The sequence below is a fragment of the Klenkia terrae genome, assembly GCF_037083865.1.
Taxonomy (GTDB): Bacteria; Actinomycetota; Actinomycetes; order Mycobacteriales; family Geodermatophilaceae; genus Klenkia; species Klenkia terrae.
Window position 1 is genome coordinate 1 of the sequence record NZ_JBAPLV010000044.1, and the last position, 22,381, is coordinate 22,381.

Here is a 22,381-nt window from a genome sequence, read left to right on the forward strand (position 1 = left end):
ACACCACACCAGCCTCGTCCATCCCTCATCAAGACCTTTGAAGACACGCCCTAGCCGGCGCGCAGCCGCGGCGGCGTCCCCGCAGCCGCCACGTCGACGGCCCGGGCCCACCGGGCCAGTGCGACGCCGTCGACCCCCAGCCCGGCCGCCACCGGCGCCGCGGCCTCGACGTGCCCGGCGCCCCGGTCCAGCAGCGTCCGCGCACCGGCGAGGTTGCCCCGGGCCGCGTGCGTCAGGCCCACCGCGAGCTGGGCCAACCCCCGCCAGAGCTCTCGCTGCTCGGCCGGCCCGGTCTTCCACGCATCCTCGAGCACCTCGTGGGCGTGGAACGGGCGACCGGCGTCCAGCAGCTCCTGCGCCTCGCGGAGGGTCTCCCCCGCCGTCCGGACGACACCCTCGGGTGCCCGCGGCTCACCGGGCTCGCCGTGCGGCAGCGGCCGACCCAGCCCGTCCCGCGGACGGGCGTTGCGCGCCCGGCCGTCGGCGTCCCGGTCCCTGCCCTGAGCGCTCTCCACCGGTCCATCGTCCCCCGGCGCGGGTTGCCCCGACGGCCGGACGTGTGCACCCTGGACGACGAGGACGGCCCGCCTGCGCAGGTCGCCCCCGCACCGACCCGCGGTCTCCCGAGACCGGTCCGGACCTGGAGGGGGTGGCTACGGCCATGTTCCGCACCGACCACGATCTGCGTCCCCTGCCCGACGTCGACGCCGCCCGGGCGCACGTCGCCGAGGCGGCCCTGCGTCCGGCAGCGCCGGGCCCGGTGGGCCTGGAGCTCGAGGCGCACCTGGTGGACCTGCTGTCCCCCGCCGAGCGGGTGCCGTGGGACCGGATCACCGGCCTCGTCGGCTCGGTGCCACCGCTGCCCGGCCGCAGCCGGGTCACCCTGGAGCCCGGCGGGCAGGTCGAGCTCTCCGGCCCACCCGGGGACGACGTCACCGCCGCGGTGGCCGCGCTGCGGGCCGACGGCGCCGTCCTCACCGCCCACCTGGGCCGGCACGGCCTCGGCCTCGCCCCGCTGGGCACCGACCCGCTGCGGCCGGCCCGGCGGGTGAGCCCCGGCCCCCGGTACCTGGCCATGGAGGAGCACTTCGCGGTCGTCGGCTGCTCGCGGGCCGGCGCGGCGATGATGACCTCGACGGCGTCCGTGCAGGTCAACCTGGAGGCCGGGCACCCGGGGCAGCACCGGGACCGGGTGGCGCTGGCGCACGCGCTGGGCCCGGTGCTGGTCGCGGTCTCGGCCGCCTCCCCGCTGCTGGCCGGCCGGGAGACCGGGTGGGCCTCGACCCGGCAGCAGGTGTGGGGCGACCTGGACCAGGCCCGGTGCGGGCCGCTGCTGGGCCGCCGCGACCCGGCCGAGGAGTGGGCCGACTACGCGCTGGCCGCCCCGGTGATGCTGGTCCGCTTCACCGACGACGGCGGCGCGCAGGCGGTGACCGCCCGGGTGCCCTTCGCCGACTGGGTGTCCGGGCGGACCCTGCTGGGCGGACGCCGTCCCACCCCCGAGGACCTGGACTACCACCTGACCACGCTGTTCCCGCCGGTCCGGCTGCGCGGCTTCCTGGAGATCCGCTACCTGGACGCCTCGCCGTCCTGGCCGGCCCTGGCCGCGCTCACCACCACCCTGCTGGACGACCCGGTCGCCGCCGACCTGGCCGCCGCGGCCTGCCTGCCGGTCCGCGGCCGCTGGACCACCGCCGCGCACCGCGGCCTGGCCGACCCCGAGCTGCACACCGCCGCCCGGGCCTGCCTGGCCGCGGCCGTCGACCGGGTGCCGGCGGAGCTGCGCTCCGCCGTCCACGCCCTGGCCGAGCTGGTCGAGGCCGGCCGCAGCCCGGGGGACGCCGTCCTGGACACCGCCCGCGCATCGGGCCCCGAGGCCGCCCTGCTGGCGGCCGTGCACGCGGAGGAGCCGGCATGACCGCCACCGACATCGACACCGTCGTCCGCGACCTCGAGGTCGCCCGGGCGCGGACCCTGCTGCTGACCGACCTCGACGAGCCCGAGCTGCTGCGCCAGCACGACCCGCTGATGAGCCCGCTGGTCTGGGACCTCGCGCACATCGGCCAGCAGGAGGACCTCTGGCTGCTGCGCGGCGGGCAGGCCGGCCGGTGCGGGATCCTGCCGCCGGACGTCGAGCAGCTCTACGACGCGTTCACCCACCCGCGGGCCGTGCGGGCCCGGCTCCCGCTGCTGCCCCCGGTCGAGGCCCGCCGCTACGTCGCCCAGGTCCGGGCCCGGGTGCTGGACCGGGTCGCCGACGCCGACGCGTTCGAGGTGGCCATGGTGGTCAGCCACGAGCAGCAGCACGGCGAGACGATGCTGCAGGCGCTCCAGCTGCGCTCCGGTCCGGCCCTGCTCGGCACCGGGGCACCGCTGCCGGCCGGGCGGCCCGGGGTGGCCGGCACCCGCGTGCTGGTGCCCGGTGGCCCCTTCGAGCTGGGCGTGGACGGCACGACCGAGCCGTTCAGCCTGGACAACGAGCGCCCCGCGCACACCGTCGACGTCCCCCCGTTCTGGATCGGCCGGGTCCCGGTCACCGTGGCCGAGTTCGCCGGGTTCGTCGCCGACGGCGGGTACGCCCGGCCCGAGCTGTGGACGACGCGGGGCTGGCAGGTCCGCACCGACATGGACCTCGAGCACCCGATGACCTGGCACGGCGACGGCACCCGCACCCGGTTCGGCGTCCGCGAGCAGGTGCCCGGTGACGAACCGGTCCAGCACGTCACCTGGTTCGAGGCCGACGCCTACGCCCGCTGGGCCGGTGCCCGGCTGCCCACCGAGGTGGAGTGGGAGAAGGCCGCGGCCTGGGACCCGGCCACCAGCCGGCGCCGCCGGTACCCGTGGGGCTCGGCCGACCCGACGCCGGAGCTGGCCAACCTCGGCGGGACGGCGCTGCGCCCGGCCCCGGTCGGCGGCTACCCGGCCGGCGCCTCGGCCTACGGGGTGGAGCAGCTGATGGGCGACGTGTGGGAGTGGACGTCGTCGGACTTCACCGCCTGGCCCGGGTTCACGCCCATGCTCTACGCCGACTACTCCGCGCCGTTCTTCGGCGGTGACTACAAGGTGCTGCGCGGCGGCGCGTGGTCGGTGGACGCCTCGGTCCTGCGGCCGAGCTTCCGCAACTGGGACCACCCGCAGCGCCGGCAGGTCTTCAGCGGGCTGCGGCTGGCCTGGGATGTGTAGGCACGTCGCGTGGCTCGGGGAGCCCCGGTCGCTGGCCTCGCTGGTGCTCGAACCGCCGGCCTCCCTGCTGGTGCAGTCCTACGCCCCGCGCCGGCAGCGGCACGGCACGGTCAACGCCGACGGCTGGGGCACCGGCTGGTGGGCGCCCGGGCGCGCGGAGCCCGCGCGCTGGCGCTCGGCGACGCCGCTGTGGGGGTCGGCGTCCTTCGCCTCGGTGGCCCCGGCGGTGTCGTCGTCCTGCGTGCTGGCCGCCGTCCGGTCGGCGACCGTCGGCATGCCGGTCGACGAGTCGGCCGCCGCACCGTTCACCGACGGGCGCTGGCTGCTCTCGCACAACGGCCGGGTGGACCGCGCGGTGCTGCCGCCGGCCGCCGCGGTGGCCGCCGAGAGCGTCTGCGACAGCGCCCAGCTCGCCGCCCTGGTCTTCGCCACCGGGCTGGACGCCCTGGGCGAGGTGGTCCGCGACGTGGGCGGCCGCGACCCCGCGGCCCGGCTCAACCTGCTCGCCGCCGACGGCACCCGCCTGCTGGCCACCACCTGGGGGGACACCCTGTCGGTGCTGGAGACCCCGCAGGGCACCGTGCTCGCCAGCGAGCCCTTCGACGACGACCCCCGCTGGACCGACGTCCCCGACCGCCACCTCGTGACGGTCACCGCCCACGGCACGACCCTGGAGTCCCTCTCGTGAGCTTCACCCTGACCGACCACCTCGGCCCCGTCGACGCCGGCGCCGCGCTGCGCGCCGACGTCCGGGCCGGCCTGACCGCCACCCCGAAGACCCTGCCGCCGACCTGGTTCTACGACGCCCGCGGCAGCGAGCTTTTCGACGAGATCACCCGGCTGCCGGAGTACTACCCGACCCGGGCCGAGCGGGCGGTGCTCACCGAGCACGCCGACGAGATCGCGGTGCTGTCCGGCGCCGACACCCTGGTCGAGCTCGGCAGCGGGACGTCGGAGAAGACCCGGCTGCTGCTGCACTCGCTGCAGACCGCCGGCACGCTGCGCCGGTTCGTGCCCTTCGACGTCGACCCCTCGGTGCTGCGGCAGGCCGGGGCCGCCCTGGCCGAGGAGTTCCCCGACCTCGCGGTGGACGCCGCGGTCGGCGACTTCACCGTCCACCTGGGCAAGCTCCCCCGGGACGGCGTCCGGCTGGTCGCCTTCCTCGGCTCCACGATCGGCAACCTCGAGCCCGGGCCCCGGGCGGCGTTCCTCGCCGAGGTCGGGTCCGTGCTCGACCCCGGCGACTGGTTCCTGCTGGGCACCGACCTGGTCAAGGACACCGACCGGCTGGTCGCCGCCTACGACGACGCCGCCGGGGTGACCGCCGCGTTCAACCAGAACGTGCTGACCGTGGTCAACCGCGAGCTGGACGCCGACGCCGACCTGGCCGCCTTCGAGCACGTCGCCCGCTGGGACGCCGAGAACTCCTGGATCGAGATGCTGCTGCGCTCGACCCGGGACCAGGTGGTGCACGTCGACGCGCTGGACCTGGACGTGCCCTTCGCCGCCGGGGAGGACCTGCGCACCGAGGTGTCGACCAAGTTCCGGGTGGAGCAGGTCGTCGCCGAGCTCGCCGCCGCCGGCCTGCGGGCCGCCGAGACGTGGACCGACCCGGACGGCGACTTCGCGGTCACCCTGGCGACCCCGGTCTGAGAAATCCTGCGGACGGTGCATCCGGCCGCGGCCCTGCCGCGGAAGAGGGGGTGAACGACCCCTCCACGGAAGGACACCGTCCATGAGCACCGTCCGCAGGTCCCTCACCGTCGGCGCCGTCGGCGCCGTCGTCCTCGGCCTCTCCGCCGCCCCGGCGCTGGCCGACGACGGCACCGCCACCGTCTCGGTGCTGCACGCCGTCCCCGGCGTGCCGGTCGACGTCTACGCCAACGGCGAGGAGCTGATCCCCGACTTCCAGCCGGGCACCCTCACCGACCCGCTGGAGCTGCCCGCGGGCACCTACGACCTGGCGATCTACCCCGCCGGGTCGGACCCGGCCACCACCCAGCCGGCCGCCTCGGCCGACGACGTGGCCGTGCCCGCCGGGGCGAACGCCACCATCGCCGCGCACCTGACCGAGGCCGGCACCCCGGTGCTCACCCCCTACGTCAACGACGTCTCCGCGGTCCCGGCCGGGCAGGCCCGGCTGACCGTCCGGCACACCGCGGCGGCCCCCGCCGTCGACGTCCGGGCCGGCGGCGCCGTCGTCGTCCCGGGCCTGGTGAACCCGGGTGAGGCCAGCCTGGTCACCGACGCCGGCACCGTCTCCGCCGACGTGGTCCTGGCCGGCACCGACACCGTCGCCATCGGCCCGGCCGACCTGACCCTGGCCGAGGGCACCTCGACCATCGTCTACGCCTGGGGCTCGGCCGACGCCGGCTACCAGCTCGCCGTGCAGACGATCGGCGGCCTGCACTCCAGCCCGTCCGGCGTCCCCGGCGGCACCGGTGGCCAGGCCGACTCCTCGCTCCCGCTGCCCGTCGTCGGCGCCGGCCTGCTCGGCCTGGTCGTCGTCGGGCTGGGAGCGCGCCGCCTGGCCGCCGTCCGCGGCTGACCCGGGCGACGTCGTGCGTCCCGCCCGCCTCCTGGTCGTGCTCGGTGTGCTGCTCGCGGTCGGCGTGCCGACCGGGTGGCTGCTGACCCGCCCGGGGACGTCGGACGGGCCGCCCGTGGCCGAGGTCGTCGCGGCGCAGGACGCGCCCGGTCCGGCGGAGGCATCCCACGCCCCCGCCGGACCGGGCGTCCTCCCCGAGGCCACCGCGCGACCGGCCACCCCCGAGCTGGCCGCACCCCTGGTGGCCCCGGTCCGGCTGCAGGTCCCGGCCCTGGGCCTGGACGCGCCGGTCGACGCCGTGGGCGTCGAGGCCGACGGCCTGATGACGATCCCCGAGGACGTCGACCGGGTCGGCTGGTACCGCTTCGGCCCGGCGCCGGGCGCCGCGGCCGGGAACGCCGTGCTGGCCGGCCACGTGGACGACGCCGAGCAGGGCCTCGGCGTGCTGGCACCCCTGGAGTCGGCCGCCGTCGGCGACGAGGTGCTGGTCACCGCCGCGGACGGCACGCAGGGCCGCTGGCAGGTCGTGGCCCGCCAGGAGTTCGACAAGGAGGTCGTCCCGCTGGCCGACCTGTTCACCCGCGCGGGCCCACCGCGGCTGGTGCTCATCACCTGCGGCGGACCGTTCCTCGCCGACATCGGGAGCTACCGCGACAACGTCGTGGTGGTCGCCGAACCCGTCCCGGCGGGATGACCGGGTGTCCGCAGCCCTCGCCGGCCCTACGGTGCACCTCGTGGAGCCCACCGCCGAGCCGACCGTGGCCGTGACCACGGACGCCGGCGCGGGGTACCCCGACGACCTGGGCCAGCTGTTCGCCGCCGGCGACGAGCAGGCGCTGGCGCTGGCCTACGACCTGTGGGGGGCGCAGCTGCACGGGCTCGCCGTCCGCGCGCTGGGGCCCGGGCCCGACGCCGAGGACGTCGTCCAGCAGACGTTCGTGTCCGCCTGGCACGGCCGGGCGGGCTTCCGGCCGGCCGCCGGGTCGCTGCCGGCCTGGCTGACCGGGATCTGCCGACACCGGATCGCCGACGCCTGGGCACACCGGCAGCGGCAGCGGCGCACCGCGGACGCCGTCGGCGCGCTGCCCACGGCGTCCGGGCACGCCGTGGACCGGGCCGCGGTGGACCGGGTGCTGCTGCTCGGCGAGCTGGACCAGCTCGGGCAGCCGCAGCGGGGCATCATCGAGCTCGCGTTCTACGCCGACCTGACCCACCGGGAGATCGCCGAGCGGACCGGCATCCCGATCGGCACGGTCAAGAGCCACATCCGCCGCACGCTGGAGAGACTGCGCACCCGATTGGAGGCCGGCGATGCCCCACTGCACCCCTGAGGACATCGCGCTGGCCGCGCTGGGCGAGGAGCTGCCCGCCCCGGACGCCGCGCACCTGACCGGCTGCGCCGACTGCCGGGCGGAGGTGGCGTCGCTGCAGCGCGCGGTGCACCTGCTCGGCGACGAGGACGCGGCCGGGCCGCCGGCCCCGGTCCCGCTCCCCCCGCGGGTGTGGGACGCGATCGCCGCCGGGACCGGGGTGCGCAGCCGGCCGGCGTCCGTGCCGCAGCCCGACGCCGTGCTGCCCCAGCCCCGCTCCGGCGCCGACGAGCCGGCCCCGGTGGCCCGGACCCCAGCCCCGACCCCGCCCCCGCCCGTGACCCCGCCCGCCGCCGTGCCGGACCTGGCGGCGGTCCGGGGCCGGCGCCGTCCGCGCTGGGCGACCGCCGTGGCGGTCGCGGCGAGCCTGCTGGTCGGGGCCGGCCTCGGTGCCGTCGCCGTCCGCCAGACGGAGCCGGCCGAGACCGTCGCCGCCGCCGCGGACCTGGAGCCCCTGCCCGGGTGGTCCGACACCGGCGCCGCCGTGCTGCTGGACCGGGACGGCGAGCTCGAGCTGCAGGTCGACCTGCCCACGCCGCCGGCCGGCGACGGCTTCTACGAGGTGTGGCTGCTGGGCACCGACTCCGGGGCCGTGGCCCTGGGCGTGCTGGAGAGCGGCAGCGGCCGGTTCCCGGTGCCGGCCGGGGTGGACCTGGCCGCCTACGGCACCGTCGACGTCTCCCGCGAGCCGCTGGACGGCGACCCCGCGCACTCGACCGACTCGGTGGCCCGGGGCGCGCTCACCTGAGCCGGTACCGGGAAGATGGCCGGGTGAGCGACCTCCCCCTCCCCGACCTCGGCGCGGCCTGGCGGGCCGCCCGGCCCCGGCCGGCCGGCGTCCACCTGGACTCCGCGGCGTGCAGCCGGCAGTCGGTGAAGGTGCTGGACGCCGTCGCCCACCACGCGCGGCACGAGGCGGAGGTCGGCGGCTACTACGCCGAGGAGTCCGCCGGGATGCTGCTGCAGCAGGGCCGGTCGGTGCTCGCCGGGCTGGTCGGCATGGCCGCCGCCGACGTCTCGTTCACCGAGAGCGCGTCGTCGTCGATCCGCATCCTGCTCGACGCCTGGCGCCCACCGGCCGGGTCCCGGGTCGCTGTCGTGCCCGGGGAGTACCACGGCAACCTCGCCGCGCTGGCCCACCACGGGCTCACTGCGCAGGTCCTGGCCGCCGACGAGCTGGGCCGGGTGGACGTCGAGGCGCTGGGCCGGCTGCTGCGCAGCGACCCGCCCGCCGCGGTGCACCTGACCGCGGTCGCCAGCCACCGCGCCGTCGTCCAGCCGTGGGTCGAGGTGTCTCGCCTGTGCCGGGCCACCGGGGTGCCGCTGCTGGTGGACGCCGCCCAGGCGCTGGGCCAGGTCGACTGCGACATCCCCGCCGACGTCGTCTACGGCACCTCCCGCAAGTGGCTGGCCGGCCCGCGCGGCGTGGGCTTCCTGGTCACCCGACCGGCGTTCCGGGCCGGGCTCACCCCGGTGCAGGGCGACCCGACCGACGCGCTGTCCTACGAGACGCACGACGCCCACGTCGCCGGCCGGGTCGGCCTGGTGCTGGCGATCGGCGAGCACCTGGCCGCCGGGCCGGCCGCCGTCCGCACCCGGCTGGCCGGCATCGGCCGGGCCGTGCGCGAGCAGCTCGCCGAGGTGCCCGGCTGGCGGGTGGTGGAGCCGGTGGACGAGCCGACCGCCGCCACCACCCTGGCCGGGCCGGACGTCGCCGACACCCACGCCCGGCTGCGCGCCGAGCACGGCATCGTCACCACCCTGTGCCTGCCCGCCCGGGCGCCCGGCGAGCTGACCGAGCCGGTGCTGCGGGTCTCGCCGCACCTGGACGTCACCGAGGCGGAGATCCAGGTGCTGGCCTCGGCACTGCGGTCGAGTGTGACCGACCTGCCCGGCTGATCAATCGGCGCATGTGGACGGCGGATCTATTCGTCTCGAGCTGCGGTCCGCCGGGACGGCGGCAGCCCCCGACGGACCATGAACTCCACCGGACCTTCCATCCCTACAGCTTCCATCACGATTCCGTCGTTCTGAGCCGGCCAGACCCGGAATACCTCGTCCACGAAGCCCTGACCCACTTCTTCGACACCGGAGAAGTCGACCCTGATGCGGGAGAAGCGCTCTAGGCCTCGGAGGAGCCGCTTAGCCTCGGACCGACTGACGAAGCGGACGCCGAACCCGAACAACCGGACCGTCGTCTTCGTTGTGCTGAACACGTGGTCGTCGTCGGTGTACTCCTTGAAGACATCGATGAGCGCCCGCGTGGTCGCCGGGTCCAGCTCCCAACGAATACGGGTCCCGGCCGTTACGTCGCTCAAACCGACAGCCTGGTCCTGACGGACGTTGTCCACCGTCCAGGCGATGCCCTCCGACTCCAGCGTGAAGATGTCGACCGCCTTGGACGTGAAGAAGATTCCTTCGCCTGTGTGCCGTTCAGGGTCCGTCGTCGTCTTGCCCTTCGTGAGCTCAGCCAAGGCGTCGTACAGGTCGTCGAGGCCGAAGACGTCGCGGATGTGAGAAAGCGCCCCTCGGCCGTTGTCCCGGATCTCGAAACGGGATTCGACTCGTCCCAACCAGGCGGACACGACGACCTTGCTCCCCTGCGAGTGGTCCAGGGCATTGTTGAGCATCTCGGTAAGTGCATAGCTGACGATCGACCGAGCTTCTGTGCCGAGTTGATCCTGTGCATCCGACGCGAACTCTCGCCAGATGGCGTCCTCCCGCACACCGGGGATCGCCACCTCGCGGGCCCACGTCGGCGCTGACCATCGAGCCCCGACAGGGACCTGCAGAGACGTCCGTGCAAGAGCGCTCCGCACCGCTCCGGGATCGAAAACTCGATGGCCTCCAGGCGAGCGTTCCGCCGGTAGCGTGCCCGAATCAGCCATCTGCCGGATCTGGGACAGCGACAGCCCGAACTCTCGGCTGATGTCTCCGATACGTACGAGTCGACCCACAGATAAGAATCTACGGTAGATCGCAGATTTCTGCATGCGCGAGCAACCCGGAATCTCCAGTATTCAGGAGATTCTGCGAGCTGCGGGGCCCGAGAACCTCATCGTCGAGGAAGGTTCTCAAGGATCCCGAGTTCAAGACTTGAGGCCTGCGTGGCTGTCCTGGTGCTCCACGTGGCCGCGACAAGTCTGGAGCATCAGTCCGGGGCTGACCTCGGCTGTGACACCCGGAATCCTCCGCGCGGCAGAGATCCACGTGGTGGCTCGCCCTGCGGCAAGGCTCAGGACAGCCGGGTCAGACCGGGTGCAGGCGGCGGGTGCCGAAGGCGTGCAGCTCGACCCGCGGGCCGGGGACGACGGGGGCGGCGGGTGCCGGCGGCGTCGTCCGCAGGTCGGCGAGCCGGACGCCGTGCCGGTCGGCCAGCTCCCCCAGCTCGCGCAGCGCCCGCGGGTCCAGGGTCTCCCCGACGCTGAGCAGGCCCGGCAGCCGGTCGGGCTCGGTGGCCTGCACGAAGGACAGCAGGATCGTCTCGGCCAGGCAGGCGAAGGTGACCCCGGCCGGCAGCCCGTAGCGCATGTCGAAGTCCGACCCGGCCGGGATCTCGATCAGCCCGCCGGCGAAGACGGCGACGTCCGGGCGGGCGGCGACCACCCCGGGGGTGATGTTCGTCGGCTGGGAGACGTCGCAGACGATCGCCCCCGGCGCGAGGTCGTCGGCCCCGAGCAGCGCCTCGGGCGACGAGCTGGCGGTGATGACCACACCGGCGCGGCGGGCCGCGGCCCGGGCGTCGGTGCTCAGCTCGACCGCGGTCACCCGCCCGGGGTGCGCGTCGAGGGCGGCCTGCACCTGCACCGCGGTCTGCTCCAGCCGGCGGGTCGTCGTGCCCGGCCGGCCGACCAGCAGCAACCGGTCCACCTCGCCGGCCAGCGCGGTGGACAGCGCCCGGCCGATCGACCCACCGGCCCCGACGACCGCGACGGTCGCCCCCGCCAGGTCCAGCCCGCGCTCGTCGGCGGCCCGCCGGACCGCGCGGAGCGCGGCGGCGGAGGTGAAGGCGTTGCCGGTGGTGACCGGGACCGGCGAGGGCCGCAGCCGGACGGCGTTGCGGGTGACGATGGAGGTGTAGGCACCCAGCCCGACCAGCTGTGCGCCGCGCTCGACGGACAGGTCGACGGCGGCCTGGATCGCCGCCACCGCCCGCGGGCCGGGCAGGGCCAGCAGGTGCGCCGCGGTGTAGGGCACCGCGATCAGCTCGCCGGACACCTCGACCCCCTCGGCCGACCGCACCGTGCCGCTGCCGACGGTGAGCGTGAGCGGGTTGAGCTCGGAGGCCGCGGCCTGGAAGCGCTGCATGAGCGCGGACCGGCGGTCGGCCGGCAGCGCCCACAGCGAGGTGTCGAAGTCGGCCAGACCCGCGTCGTCGGTGGGGTGCACGACGAAGCCGAACCGGGCGGCACCGCGCTCGGGGCGGGAGGGCCGCCGGGCGCGGTCCAGCGGGCGGTTCCGCGGGCCGGGGACCTCGGCGGCCGGGACGCCGACCAGGTGACCGAGGAGCCGGGCGGTGTCCCCGACGGCGACCAGGGCCAGCGCTCGGTCCAGCGCGGCCAGCAGCCGGTCGCACTCGGCGGCGGACACCGTCAGCGCGGGCTCGACCCGCAGCACCCGGTGGCCGAACAGCGTCGGGGCGACCCGGATGCCCTCGACCTGCAGCAGGTAGCTGGTCACGGCGAGGGGCAGGTTGCCGCCGTCGGCCAGGGCACCGACCAGGCCCTGGTCCCCGGCCAGGTCGAGGGAGTCCGACAGCTCCAGGCCCAGGAGCAGGCCGCGGCCGCGGACGTCGGTGACGACCTGCGGGTACCGCCGTCCCAGGGCCTCCAGGCCGTCGCGGAGCTGCGCGCCGCGGGCCCGCACGCCCTCCAGCAGGCCGTCGGCGGTGAGCCGGTCCAGCGTCGCCAGGCCGACGCGGCAGGCCAACGTGCCGCCGGCGAACGTCGAGGTGTGCCGCAGGGCGAACGACTCGGTGGTCAGCGCGGACCGGCTGAGCACGGCACCGATCGGCACCAGCCCGCCGCCCAGGGCCTTGGCCAGCGTGAGGACGTCGGGGGCCACGCCGTCGGCGGTGCAGCCGAACAGCTCACCGGTGCGGCCCAGGCCGGTCTGCACCTCGTCGAGCACGAGGAGCGCGCCGAACTCGTCGCACAGCTCCCGCAGCCCTGCCAGGTAGCCGGCCGGGGCCTCGCGGACCCCGCCCTCGCCCTGGATGGGCTCCACCAGGACCGCGGCGACGCGGTCCTCGGCAGCGGCCATCCGGTCGCGCATGGCGGCCAGGTCGCCCCAGGCCACCCAGTCGAAGCCGGTGGCGGGGGCGCCGAAACCGGCCTGGTAGTCCGGCCGGCCGGTGGCCGAGAGCGCGCCCAGGGTCTTGCCGTGGAAGCCCATGGTGGTGGCCAGCACCAGCAGCCGACCGGTGGCCGAGCGGGCGATCTTGATCGCCGCCTCGACCGCCTCGGCGCCGCTGTTGGCGAAGGTGACGCGGTCCAGCCCGGCGGGGGCCAGCTCGACCAGCCGGGCGGCCAGCTCACCGGCCGCGGCCGGCACCGACGGCTGCACGAAGGACGGCTCGCCGGTGTCCCGGACGGCGGCCACGGCCGCCCAGATGGCCGGGTCGTTGTGCCCGAAGGGCAGCGCCCCGTAGGCGCCGGCGAAGTCCAGGTAGCTGCGGCCGGCCGCGTCGGTGAGCGTCGTCCCCGAGCCGCCGGTGAAGGTGACGTCCAGCGCCAGCGCGCCCAGCAGCCGGGCCAGCGGCGGGTTCACGTGGTCGCGGTATCCGGCCGGTCCGGACGGGTGTGCTGCACGTACTGGGGAGCCGATCACCCCATGATCGTGACGCTCCGCAGTCAGATCAGGAAGGGTGTTCCCCCTCTCGTGACCGTCCGTCACCCGATCGGTGGTGCCGACCGTCACCACCTGCGAGGAGACGCCGATCGATCACGCTCGGTGATCTACTGAACGATGGCGTGTCGCAACCCGTCAGCGAGGATCGTCGACCGCGCGCTGCAGCGCCGCCCGACCGGCGTCGGTCGCGCGGCCCCACAACCGCAGCCGGGCCATGCCGCCGTCGGGGAAGACGTCCAGCCGGACGGCGACCACCCCCGGGGCGTCGGGCACCAGGAACCGGTGCCGGGTGTCGGGCTGCAGCGGGGTGCGGGGCAGCAGCTCGACCTCGGTGCCGTCGGCGGTCCGCCCGGTCAGCGCCGCGGACCCCGGCGCGTTGCCCAGGAACCAGGAGGTGTCCAGCTCGGCCACCGCGACCACGCCCTCGCAGGCCAGCTGCACGTCGACCCAGTCGTTGCCCCCGTCGCGGCGCCGGGCGTTCTCCCACCCGCCGCCCATGTTCGCGGCGTCGCCGCGGCCCAGCAGCTGGTGCGGGCTGCCGTAGAAGGCGTTGCTGACCGCGGTCACCCGCCCGCCGTTCTCCAGCGCGGCCAGGTCGAACGGGCCGGCGTCGAGGAACCGGGGGTCGGGGACGGCGGTGCCGTGCACCCGGAAGCGGGCCACCCCGCCGTCGGGGTGGATGGTCAGCCGCACGTGGGTGACCCGCCGGCCCGGCTCGACGGCGAAGGCGTTGGCGGTGCCCCCGGCGAGGTCGACCCGGTCCAGCAGCGGCTGCCAGTCCGCGGCGGCCAGCTCGGCGACCGACGGGTGGCCGTCGACCGCAGCGGCCTGCACGGAGGCCTGGGGCGGGTAGTTGCCCAGGAAGAACGCGGTGTCCACGACGACCCCGGCGACCACGCCGGGCATGCCCAGCCGCACGACGGCCCAGTCCTCGCCCGGCTCGCGGCGGCGCCGGGTCTCCCAGCCGTCGTACTCCTTGCCCTTGTGCCCGAAGTCCGGCCGGGCGACCGCCGGCCAGGGCAGCACCAGGTTCTCCCGCGCGGCGAAGAACTCGTCGTTGGCCGCGACCACTGCACCGCCCTGGGCCCGGTTCGCGAGGTCGGGCAGCTGGGTCCAGTCCGGTGCGGTCACCCCCTCACCCTGGCAGAGGGGTCCCGGTCGAGCAGTCGACCCCGCGGCGGCCCGCCGTCGAGCACCTCGCCGCGCAGCCAGACCCGGCGGACCACCCCGGTGAGCTCGCGCCCGGCGTAGGGGGTGACCGGGTTCTTGTGCTGCAGCCGGCCCACGGTCGCGGTGGCGTCGGGGGCGAAGGCGACCAGGTCGGCGTCCCGACCGACGGCGATCGCGCCCTTGGCCGACAGCCCGGCCAGCGCGGCCGGCGCGGCCGACATCAGCTCCACGACCCGGGTCAGCGCCATCCCGCGGGCGCGGGCGCCGGTCCACACCGCGGGCAGGGTGACCTGGAGACCGGCGATGCCGCCCCAGGCGAGCCCGAAGTCCCCGACGTCGAGGCGCTTGAGCGCCGGGGTGCACGGCGAGTGGTCGCTCACGACCAGGTCGACGTCGCCGTCGGCCAGGGCCTGCCACAGGGCCTCGCGGTGGGCGGCCTCCCGGATCGGCGGGCAGCACTTGAACGCGGTGTCGCCGTCGGGCACCTCGTCGGCGGCGAAGGTCAGGTAGTGCGGGCAGGTCTCGACGGTGATCCGCACGCCGTCGGCCCGGGCCCGGCGCAGCAGCGGCAGCGCACCCCCGTCGGCCAGGTGGACCACGTGCACCCGGGCGCCCGTGTCGGCCGCGGCGGCGACCAGGCGCGCGATGGCCGTCTCCTCGGCCGCGGGCGGGCGCGAGGCCAGGAAGCCCGCGTAGCTGCGCCCGGTCGGGTCCGGGGCGGCGGCGATGGTCTCCTCGTCCTCGCAGTGCGCGATGAGCAGCCCGTCGACGGCAGCCAGCTCGGCCAGCGCGGTGCGCAGCCCGGCGTCGTCCAGCGGCGGGAACTCGGGCACCCCGCTGTCGAGCAGGAAGCACTTGAACCCCACCACCCCGGCCTCGAGCATCGGCCGCAGCTCACCGGCGTTGCCGGGCACCGCCCCGCCCCAGAAGGCGACGTCGACGGACACCTGCCCCTGCGCGACGGCCCGCTTGGCCGCCAGGCCCGCGCGGCTGGTGGTCGGCGGGATCGAGTTCAGCGGCATGTCCACGATCGTGGTGATGCCCCCGGCCGCGGCCGCGCGGGTCGCGCTGGCGAACCCCTCCCACTCGGTGCGGCCGGGTTCGTTCACGTGCACGTGGCTGTCGACCAGCCCCGGCAGCAGCACCTCGTCGTCCTCGAGCGTGGTGGCGTCGTCCGGGGCGTCGTCGAAGGCGGTCAGCGCGGTGATCCGGCCGTCCTCGACGTGGACGGCGGCCGGCCGCTCGCCCTCGGGCAGCACGACGCGGCGGGCACGGACGATCACGACAGGACCTCCTCGACCGGTGGCACGCCCTCCAGCAGGGCCAGCCCGGCCCGGGTGCCGGCGAGCCGGTCACCCCAGGCCGAGGCCACCCAACCACGGTCCAGCGGCAGCCGGACCGCGTCCTCGCCGGTCACCCGGGCCGCGGCCCGCCCGAGGTGCACGGTGCTCGCCCACGCCCGGGGCGCCACCGGCGGCAGCCAGGCCGCGGCGCCGGGTCCCAGCGCCACGGTGGTGTGCAGCACCGGGACGCCGGCCCGCGTCACCCGGGTCGTCCCGGTCCAGCGGCCGGGCTCCTCGCCGGTGCGCCCCAGCTGGACCAGCTCCGCGGCGGTCAGCTCGGCGTCCTCGTCCAGCTCGGCGTGCAGCACCGCCCGGTGGTGGGCGCCGGCGGTGACGACGGTGGGCTCGGGCTGCAGGTCCAGCACACCGGCGACCTCGGCGTGCACCCGCTGCACCGACGGCGGGGACTCCCCCCGGGCCGGGAGCACGACGGCGGCGGCCACCGTGCGCACGGCCAGCCGGGCGCCGGCCTCGACGACCAGCCGGACCACGGCGTCGTCCCCGCCCAGCGGCCCGAACGCGGTCGCCACCAGGTGCACCGTCGTCGGCCCGGTGCGCCGCACGGCGAGCTGCCCGCTGGCCCGGACGACGGGCAGCACGGTGCGGCCGCCCGGTCCGGCCCGGGCGACCACCTCGACCAGCGTCCTCACGCGTGCGCGGCCACCCGGGCCCGGACCTGGGCCCGCACCCAGTCGGCCACCTCCGTGGCGGCGGGGTCCTCGCGCAGGGAGATCAGGAAGGTCGGCTTCCCGGCGCGGACGGCGGCGGAGTCCCGGCGCATGACGTCCAGGTCGGCCCCGACCAGCGGTGCCAGGTCGGTCTTGTTCACCACGAGCAGGTCCGAGGCGGTGACCCCGGGGCCGCCCTTGCGCGGCACCTTGTCCCCGCCGGCCACGTCGACCACGAAGATCTGCACGTCGACCAGGCCGTAGCTGAACGAGGCGGTGAGGTTGTCCCCGCCGGACTCCACGAGCACCAGCTCGAGGCCGGGGTGGCGGCCCTCCAGCAGCTCTACGGCGTCCAGGTTGGCGGTGATGTCGTCGCGGATGGCGGTGTGCGGGCAGCAGCCGGTCTGCACCGCCTCGATCCGGTCGTCGGGCAGCACGGCGTTGCGGCGCAGGAAGTCGGCGTCCTCGGTCGTGTAGATGTCGTTGGTGACGACGGCGAGGTCGTACTCCTGCCCCAGCGTGCGGCACAGGGCCGCGGCCAGCGCCGTCTTGCCCGAGCCCACCGGACCGCCCAGGCCCACCCGCAGCGGGCCGTGCCGGTGGCCGCGGGCAGCCGGGTCGTCGTAGGGGTCCACGTAGTCGTCCAGGACGTGGTCAGGCGGCACGGGAGCTCCAGTCGTCAGGGGGTTCGGGGCGGGTTCAGGAAGCGAAGAACCGGTCCGTCCGGTCGGCGTGCACCTCGGCGAGCAGGTCCAGGAGGGGGTCGGTGCCGGCCGGCAGCCAGCCGTCGGCGTCGGGCACGGCGGCGGCGGACACCTCGTCGACGGCGTCGCCCAGGCGGGCGGTCACCACGGCGACGGTGATCGGGTCCATCGCCAGCAGCCGCTGGGCCGCCGTGGCCGGACCGGTGATGGACAGGTAGGCCGCCGCGGCGGCGGCGTCGCCCGGGGCCAGGCCGGCCACCGCGGCGGCCACCCCCAGGGCGAGCGGGTGGTGCGGGTGGGCTGGCAGGTCGTCCCACACCGGGTCGGGCCAGGCCCGGCGGCCGACCCGGACCAGCCCGCGGCCCTGCTGCCGGGAGGCCGCCCGCAGCGCCGGGGACGGCGTCCGCGCCTCGGCCTCCCTGTCCAGCGCGCGGAGCGCCGCGACCCGGTCCCCAGCCGGCGCGGGGGCCGCACCGGTCCGCGGCCCGCCGGCGGTGCGGCAGGCGGCCGCGGCCAGACCGGCCGCCGTGCTGCCCGAGGTGGTCAGCCGCCGGCGGAGGAAGGTCTCCAGGCTGCGCGGGTCGGACACCACGCCGGCGGCGATGGCCTGCTCCACGCCGCCGGAGTGCGTGTGGCCACCGGCCGGCAACCGGGAGTCGGCGAGCGCGAGCAGGGCTGCGGTCATCTCAGAACAGGAAGTAGCGCTGGGCCATGGGCAGCTCGGCGACCGGCTCGGGCTCCCACACCTCGCCATCGACGGACACCGTGAAGGTGTCCGGGTCGACCCGGATGTCGGGCAGCGCGGTGTTCTCCGGCATGTCGGCCTTGCCCAGCCGGCTGGTGTCGGTGACCGCCACCAGCCGGCGGTCGACGGCCAACCGGTCGGGGAGCCCGGCGTCGAGGGCGGCCTGGGCCACGAAGTGCAGCGAGGTCTGCGCCGGGACCTTGCCGTAGGCGCCGAACATCGGTCGCGGGTAGACCGGCTGCGGCGTCGGGATGGAGGCGTTGGCGTCGCCCATCTGGCCCCAGGCGATCATCCCGCCCTTGAGCACGACGTGCGGCCGGACCCCGAAGGTCTTCGGGTCCCACAGCACCAGGTCGGCCAGCTTGCCCGGCTCCACCGAGCCGACCTCGCCGTCGATGCCGTGCGCGACCGCCGGGCAGATCGTGTACTTGGCGACGTAGCGGCGGGCCCGGGCGTTGTCCGCCGCGCCGTCCCCGGCCAGCGACCCGCGGCGGCGCTTCATCACGTGCGCGGTCTGCCAGGTGCGCATCACCACCTCACCGACCCGGCCCATCGCCTGGGCGTCCGAGCCGATCATCGAGATCGCGCCCAGGTCGTGCAGCAGGTCCTCGGCGGCGATCGTCGTGGGCCGGATCCGGCTCTCGGCGAACGCGAGGTCCTCGGGCACCGAGCTGTCCAGGTGGTGGCAGACCATGAGCATGTCGAGGTGCTCGTCGAGGGTGTTCACGGTGTGCGGCCGGGTCGGGTTCGTGCTGCTGGGCAGCACGTTCGGGTGCCCGGCGACGGTGATGATGTCCGGTGCGTGCCCGCCCCCGGCCCCCTCGGTGTGGTAGGCGTGGATGCTCCGGCCGGCGATCGCGGCCAGGGTGTCCTCGACGAACCCGGCCTCGTTGAGGGTGTCCGAGTGCAGCGCGACCGGCACGCCGTGCCGGCCGGCGACGGTGAGCGCGGCGTCGATCGCCGCCGGGGTGGAGCCCCAGTCCTCGTGCAGCTTGAAGCCGCTGGCCCCGGCCCGCAGCTGCTCCTCCAGGGAGGCGTGCGAGACGGTGTTGCCCTTGCCGAGCAGCGCGACGTTCACCGGCCAGACGTCCATCGACTCGAGCATCCGGGCCAGGTACCAGTCGCCGGGGGTGATCGTGGTGGCCTTGGAGCCCTCGGCCGGACCCGTGCCGCCGCCGATCAGCGTGGTGACGCCGGACCCCAGCGCGGTGGGCACGATCTGCGGGCAGATGAAGTGCACGTGGCAGTCGATGCCGCCGGCGGTGAGGATCTTGCCGTTGCCGGCGAGCACCTCGGTGGCCGGGCCGATGACCAGGTCGGGGTGGACGCCGTCCATGGTGTCGGGGTTGCCGGCCTTGCCCAGCGCCACGATCCGGCCGTCGCGGATGCCGACGTCGGCCTTGACCACGCCCCAGTGGTCGAGCACGACCGCGCCGGTGATGACCAGGTCGGGGGCACCCTCGGCCCGGGTCGCCCGACCCTGGCCCATCGACTCCCGGATGACCTTGCCGCCGCCGAAGACCGCCTCCTCGCCGGCCAGGCCAGGCCCGCCGGAGCGGTCCTCGGTGACCTCGATCAGCAGGTCGGTGTCGGCCAGCCGGATCCGGTCGCCGGTGGTCGGGCCGTACAGCTGCGCGTAGCGCTCGCGGGACAACCGGACCATCAGCCCAGACCCCCTTCTGCGGTCAGCCCGGGGACGACGCGGGCGCCGGCCAACGGGACGAGGACGACGGTCTGCTCGATGCCCGGCTCGAACCGGACCGCGGTGCCGGCGGCGATGTCGAGGCGGTGACCGTGCGCGGCGGCGCGGTCGAAGACGAGCGCGGTGTTGGTCTGGGCGAAGTGGAAGTGCGAGCCGACCTGGACCGGCCGGTCGCCGCTGTTGACCACCTCGAGCTCGACCCGCGGCACGCCGGGCAGGGTCTCGATCCAGCCCTCGGCCGGGATGACCTCGCCGGGCACGGCCCCGTGCAGGTCCCCGCTCGCGGGCCCCGCTCGATGATCCCGTTCGCTGGCGCTCACGGGATGGGGTGGTGGACGGTCACCAGCTTGGTCCCGTCCGGGAAGGTCGCCTCCACCTGCACCTCCTCGAGCATCTCGGGCACGCCGTCCATGACGTCGTCGCGGGAGAGCACGGTGCGCCCGCTCTGCATGAGCTCGGTGACCAGGACGCCGTCCCGGGCGCCCTCCAGCACGTGGTCGCTGACCAGCGCGGTGGCCTCCGGGAGGTTGAGCTTCAGGCCCCGGGCCTGCCGCCTGCGGGCCAGCTCGGCGGCATAGCTGAGCAGCAGCCGTTCCTGCTCGTGCGGGGTCAGGTGCACCGCTGTCCGCCCTCCGTCGTCGGTGCCCGGGACGCTAGCCCGGGGGTGTGACAGGCGTGTTGCCCATCCCCCTCTTGCGCCGAGAGGCTCGGCACTTCTATGGTTCGCTACATGAGTAACGAACCAACGAGCTACCCGGCTCGCCCGAACCGCGCCCGGTCGGCGTGAACGAGGACGGCGGCCCGATCTTCCGCCAGATCGCGGCCCAGGTGGAGAACGCGATCGTCGACGGCTCCCTCGCCGAGGACAGCCAGGCGCCCTCGACCAACGAGCTGGCTGCCTTCCACCGCATCAACCCCGCGACGGCGGCCAAGGGCCTCAACCGGCTGGTCGACGACGGGGTCCTCCACAAGAGACGAGGAGTCGGGATGTTCGTGTCCCCCGGCGCGCGCGACCAGCTGCTGGCCCGCCGCCGCACCGAGTTCGCCACCCAGTACGTCGTCCCCCTGCTCACCGAGGCCGCCAAGCTCGGCATCTCCGGCCCCGAGCTCGCCGCCATGATCGAGGAACGGAAGGACCAGGCATGACCGCCGCCGCCACCCTGGACGACGTCACGATGCGCTTCCGCGGCCAGACCGCCGTCGACGGCGTCACGGCCACCCTGCAGGAGGACTGCATCACCGGACTGCTGGGCCGCAACGGCGCCGGCAAGACCACGCTCATGCAGCTGCTGACCGGGCACCGCGTACCCACCTCGGGACGCGTTCGGGTCTTCGGCGCCGACCCCTACGAGAACGACGCGGCGCTGAGCCGCATCTGCTTCGTCAAGGAGAGCCAGCGCTACCCGGACCACTTCCGCGTGTGCGACGTGCTCAGCAGCGCCGCCATGCTGTTCCCGGGGTGGGACGACGACGTCGCCCGCGACCTGGTCGCCGAGTTCGACCTGCCCCGACGCCGCGCGGTGAAGAAGCTGTCCCGGGGGATGACCTCCATGGTCGGCATCGTCGTGGGGCTGGCCTCGCGGGCCCCGCTCACGTTCTTCGACGAGCCGTACCTGGGTCTGGACGCCGTGGCCCGCCAGCAGTTCTACGACCGGCTCATCGCCGACTACGCCGAGCAGCCCCGCACCATCGTGCTCAGCACGCACCTCATCGAGGAGATCGGCGACCTGCTCGAGCACGTGCTGCTCATCGACCACGGCCGGGTCCTGCTCGACGAGGACGCCGAGACGCTCCGGGGGAGGGCGTTGACCGTGTCGGGGCCGACCGCCGCGGTCGCCGGCTTCACCGCCGGGCGGCGGGTGCTGCACTCCGACGGCATCGGCGCCTTCACCCGCGCGGTCGTGGAGGTCGCCGGACCGGCCGACCACGCAGCCGCCGCCTCCGCCGGGCTGACCCCCGAACCGACGTCGCTGCAGCAGCTCGTCGTCGCCATGAGCCGCACCACCGACACCCTGCAGGAGGTCTCCCGATGAACCGGACCCTGGTCGCCGCGCGGCTGCACGCCGTGCACGCGCTCATCGCCCTCGGCATCCCGTGGGTGGTGGTCGGCTCGAGCTTCGCCATCAACCTGGTCGTCTGGGCGGCGCTGCCGGCCGACGCCCGCGACGAGGGCGGGACCGGCGGGATCATCTCCCTCTACGTCACCGTCGCCATCGTCTTCCTGCAGGCGGTCACCCAGCTGTTCCCGATGGCGCTGGGGCTCAGCCTGAGCCGGCGCACGTTCTACCTGGGCACGCTGCTCGCGGCCGCCGTGCAGTCCCTCGGCTACGGGGTGCTGCTCACGCTGCTGACCCTGGTGGAGAACGGCACGGGCGGCTGGGGTCTGGGGCTGTCGTTCTGGGCGCCCGGGCCGGTGGACGTGGGCAACCCGGCGCTGCAGGTCCTCGTGTTCGCCGCCCCGATGTTCCTGGCCGCATCGCTGGGCGTCGGCCTGGGGGTCGTGCTCAAGCGCTGGGGGCAGATCGGGATGTGGACCCTGGGCATCGTGCTGCTGCTCGCCGGCGGCGCCGCGGTCGCCCTCATCACGTGGCGCGGCGGTTGGCCCGCTGTGGGGTCCTTCTTCCTGGACACCTCGGTCGTGGCCCTGCTGCTCGTGGGACCCGCGGTGGTGGCGCTCCTCGTCGCCGGTGCCAGCTTCCTGGGCCTGCGTCGCGCCGTCCCCTGAGCACTCTGCTCCGCCCCCGTCAGCCGGTCCGTCCCCACGGGCCGGCTCTCGGCGTTCCGGCCCCGGGACCGGTTCGGTGCAGGCGCCAGCGGCCTGCATCGTCACCGACGAAACCGCCTACGGCCTCAGCTGAGGGCAGCTGGTGACGCGTGGGACATCGTCGGTCCGCAGCGCGCCTCCTGGACGTAGGCGCTCGCCGCCATGACGCCGAGACCCGGGGCCCATCGAACTGCCGGCCGCCACGGCGAATGGACCATGGGTCCTCTTGGTCCTGAATGCACGAAACGGGGCCACAGCAGATGCTGTGACCCCGTTTCGGGAATGGTGTCCGGCGGCGTCCTACTCTCCCACCCAGTCCCCCGGGCAGTACCAT

23 protein-coding genes are annotated in these 22,381 nt (G+C 75.4%); 12 read left to right on the plus strand and 11 right to left on the minus strand.

From position 1 onward, the window contains the following. Window positions 1–50: 50 nt before the first annotated feature. Complete coding sequence (locus UXQ13_RS22585; protein ID WP_225233943.1) at window positions 51–515, minus strand: DUF309 domain-containing protein; 465 nt, start codon at window positions 513–515, stop codon at window positions 51–53. A gap of 146 nt (window positions 516–661) precedes the next feature. Between UXQ13_RS22585 and egtA the strand changes: the two genes are divergently transcribed. The 9 genes from egtA (at window position 662) to egtE (ending at window position 9,000) form a co-directional block, all read left to right on the plus strand. Beyond that, window positions 662–1,918 carry an ergothioneine biosynthesis glutamate--cysteine ligase EgtA gene (egtA, locus tag UXQ13_RS22590; RefSeq protein ID WP_225233942.1) on the plus strand — a complete coding sequence of 419 codons (1,257 nt, stop codon included), beginning with the start codon at window positions 662–664 and terminating at the stop codon, window positions 1,916–1,918. After that, window positions 1,915–3,183: an ergothioneine biosynthesis protein EgtB gene (egtB, locus tag UXQ13_RS22595; protein ID WP_225233941.1), complete on the plus strand. Its 1,269-nt coding sequence runs from the start codon at window positions 1,915–1,917 to the stop codon at window positions 3,181–3,183. Before egtA ends, egtB begins: the two co-directional genes overlap by 4 nt. After that, on the plus strand, window positions 3,176–3,871 hold the full coding sequence (gene egtC / locus UXQ13_RS22600; RefSeq protein WP_225233940.1) for an ergothioneine biosynthesis protein EgtC: 696 nt from the start codon (window positions 3,176–3,178) through the stop codon (window positions 3,869–3,871). The genes egtB and egtC overlap by 8 nt, the downstream gene beginning before the upstream one ends. Then, entirely contained in the window at window positions 3,868–4,836 is a 969-nt protein-coding gene (gene egtD, locus UXQ13_RS22605; RefSeq protein WP_225233939.1) for an L-histidine N(alpha)-methyltransferase, read from the plus strand. Before egtC ends, egtD begins: the two co-directional genes overlap by 4 nt. An 82-nt stretch (window positions 4,837–4,918) precedes the next feature. After that, window positions 4,919–5,731 carry a DUF4397 domain-containing protein gene (locus UXQ13_RS22610; RefSeq protein ID WP_225233938.1) on the plus strand — a complete coding sequence of 271 codons (813 nt, stop codon included), beginning with the start codon at window positions 4,919–4,921 and terminating at the stop codon, window positions 5,729–5,731. Between the two features lie 13 nt (window positions 5,732–5,744). Then, the gene (locus UXQ13_RS22615; protein WP_225233937.1) at window positions 5,745–6,425 is read left to right on the plus strand and encodes a class F sortase; all 681 of its coding nucleotides are present in this window, start codon (window positions 5,745–5,747) and stop codon (window positions 6,423–6,425) included. Between the two features lie 40 nt (window positions 6,426–6,465). Further along, on the plus strand, window positions 6,466–7,062 hold the full coding sequence (locus UXQ13_RS22620) for an RNA polymerase sigma factor (RefSeq protein ID WP_225233936.1): 597 nt from the start codon (window positions 6,466–6,468) through the stop codon (window positions 7,060–7,062). Continuing rightward, window positions 7,043–7,849, plus strand: coding sequence for an anti-sigma factor (locus tag UXQ13_RS22625; protein WP_336393029.1), 807 nt, complete (start codon window positions 7,043–7,045; stop codon window positions 7,847–7,849). The genes UXQ13_RS22620 and UXQ13_RS22625 overlap by 20 nt, the downstream gene beginning before the upstream one ends. Before the next feature lie 23 nt (window positions 7,850–7,872). Next, complete coding sequence (egtE, locus tag UXQ13_RS22630) at window positions 7,873–9,000, plus strand: ergothioneine biosynthesis PLP-dependent enzyme EgtE (RefSeq protein WP_225233934.1); 1,128 nt, start codon at window positions 7,873–7,875, stop codon at window positions 8,998–9,000. Between the two features lie 26 nt (window positions 9,001–9,026). On the opposite strand, the gene UXQ13_RS22635 is transcribed toward egtE, so the two are convergent. The 10 genes from UXQ13_RS22635 to UXQ13_RS22680 form a co-directional block, all read right to left on the minus strand. After that, window positions 9,027–9,842 carry an STAS-like domain-containing protein gene (locus UXQ13_RS22635; protein WP_225233933.1) on the minus strand — a complete coding sequence of 272 codons (816 nt, stop codon included), beginning with the start codon at window positions 9,840–9,842 and terminating at the stop codon, window positions 9,027–9,029. Between the two features lie 508 nt (window positions 9,843–10,350). Beyond that, window positions 10,351–12,870, minus strand: coding sequence for an aminotransferase class III-fold pyridoxal phosphate-dependent enzyme (locus tag UXQ13_RS22640; RefSeq protein ID WP_225233932.1), 2,520 nt, complete (start codon window positions 12,868–12,870; stop codon window positions 10,351–10,353). A gap of 216 nt (window positions 12,871–13,086) precedes the next feature. Next, entirely contained in the window at window positions 13,087–14,082 is a 996-nt protein-coding gene (gene alc / locus UXQ13_RS22645) for an allantoicase (RefSeq protein WP_336393030.1), read from the minus strand. Beyond that, on the minus strand, window positions 14,079–15,404 hold the full coding sequence (gene allB, locus UXQ13_RS22650; RefSeq protein ID WP_336393031.1) for an allantoinase AllB: 1,326 nt from the start codon (window positions 15,402–15,404) through the stop codon (window positions 14,079–14,081). The genes alc and allB overlap by 4 nt, the downstream gene beginning before the upstream one ends. Then, a complete protein-coding gene (locus UXQ13_RS22655; RefSeq protein WP_225233929.1) occupies window positions 15,401–16,114 on the minus strand; it encodes an urease accessory protein UreD in 714 nt (237 codons plus the stop codon). The genes allB and UXQ13_RS22655 overlap by 4 nt, the downstream gene beginning before the upstream one ends. Then, window positions 16,111–16,797 (minus strand): urease accessory protein UreG, encoded by a 687-nt coding sequence (gene ureG, locus UXQ13_RS22660; RefSeq protein WP_225233928.1) that lies wholly within the window; start codon window positions 16,795–16,797, stop codon window positions 16,111–16,113. The genes UXQ13_RS22655 and ureG overlap by 4 nt, the downstream gene beginning before the upstream one ends. 34 nt (window positions 16,798–16,831) lie before the next feature. Beyond that, the gene (locus UXQ13_RS22665; RefSeq protein WP_225233927.1) at window positions 16,832–17,521 is read right to left on the minus strand and encodes an urease accessory protein UreF; all 690 of its coding nucleotides are present in this window, start codon (window positions 17,519–17,521) and stop codon (window positions 16,832–16,834) included. Window position 17,522: 1 nt separating this feature from the next. Next, window positions 17,523–19,244, minus strand: coding sequence for an urease subunit alpha (locus tag UXQ13_RS22670; RefSeq protein WP_225233926.1), 1,722 nt, complete (start codon window positions 19,242–19,244; stop codon window positions 17,523–17,525). After that, window positions 19,244–19,543, minus strand: a complete 300-nt coding sequence (locus UXQ13_RS22675) for an urease subunit beta (protein WP_336393032.1) — start codon at window positions 19,541–19,543, stop codon at window positions 19,244–19,246. Before UXQ13_RS22675 ends, UXQ13_RS22670 begins: the two co-directional genes overlap by 1 nt. Before the next feature lie 56 nt (window positions 19,544–19,599). Further along, the gene (locus UXQ13_RS22680) at window positions 19,600–19,902 is read right to left on the minus strand and encodes an urease subunit gamma (RefSeq protein ID WP_225233924.1); all 303 of its coding nucleotides are present in this window, start codon (window positions 19,900–19,902) and stop codon (window positions 19,600–19,602) included. Window positions 19,903–20,066: 164 nt separating this feature from the next. On the opposite strand from UXQ13_RS22680, the gene UXQ13_RS22685 reads away from it, so the two are divergent. The 3 genes from UXQ13_RS22685 to UXQ13_RS22695 are packed head-to-tail and all read left to right on the plus strand — an operon-like array spanning window position 20,067 to window position 22,008. After that, window positions 20,067–20,429, plus strand: a complete 363-nt coding sequence (locus UXQ13_RS22685; RefSeq protein WP_225233923.1) for a GntR family transcriptional regulator — start codon at window positions 20,067–20,069, stop codon at window positions 20,427–20,429. After that, window positions 20,426–21,316, plus strand: a complete 891-nt coding sequence (locus tag UXQ13_RS22690) for an ABC transporter ATP-binding protein (RefSeq protein ID WP_225233922.1) — start codon at window positions 20,426–20,428, stop codon at window positions 21,314–21,316. Before UXQ13_RS22685 ends, UXQ13_RS22690 begins: the two co-directional genes overlap by 4 nt. Continuing rightward, window positions 21,313–22,008, plus strand: a complete 696-nt coding sequence (locus UXQ13_RS22695; RefSeq protein ID WP_225233921.1) for a hypothetical protein — start codon at window positions 21,313–21,315, stop codon at window positions 22,006–22,008. The genes UXQ13_RS22690 and UXQ13_RS22695 overlap by 4 nt, the downstream gene beginning before the upstream one ends. Window positions 22,009–22,381: the final 373 nt, after the last annotated feature.

Bases quoted from the DNA above. Each gene is read 5' to 3' on its own strand.
- egtC (WP_225233940.1), top strand. From the start codon at position 3,176: ATGTGTAGGCACGTCGCGTGGCTCGGGGAGCCCCGGTCGCTGGCCTCG.
- egtB (WP_225233941.1), top strand. From the start codon at position 1,915: ATGACCGCCACCGACATCGACACCGTCGTCCGCGACCTCGAGGTCGCC.
- egtA (WP_225233942.1), top strand. From the start codon at position 662: ATGTTCCGCACCGACCACGATCTGCGTCCCCTGCCCGACGTCGACGCC.
- UXQ13_RS22690 (WP_225233922.1), top strand. From the start codon at position 20,426: ATGACCGCCGCCGCCACCCTGGACGACGTCACGATGCGCTTCCGCGGC.
- UXQ13_RS22670 (WP_225233926.1), bottom strand. From the start codon at position 19,244: ATGGTCCGGTTGTCCCGCGAGCGCTACGCGCAGCTGTACGGCCCGACC.
- UXQ13_RS22665 (WP_225233927.1), bottom strand. From the start codon at position 17,521: ATGACCGCAGCCCTGCTCGCGCTCGCCGACTCCCGGTTGCCGGCCGGT.
- UXQ13_RS22695 (WP_225233921.1), top strand. From the start codon at position 21,313: ATGAACCGGACCCTGGTCGCCGCGCGGCTGCACGCCGTGCACGCGCTC.
- UXQ13_RS22625 (WP_336393029.1), top strand. From the start codon at position 7,043: ATGCCCCACTGCACCCCTGAGGACATCGCGCTGGCCGCGCTGGGCGAG.
- UXQ13_RS22610 (WP_225233938.1), top strand. From the start codon at position 4,919: ATGAGCACCGTCCGCAGGTCCCTCACCGTCGGCGCCGTCGGCGCCGTC.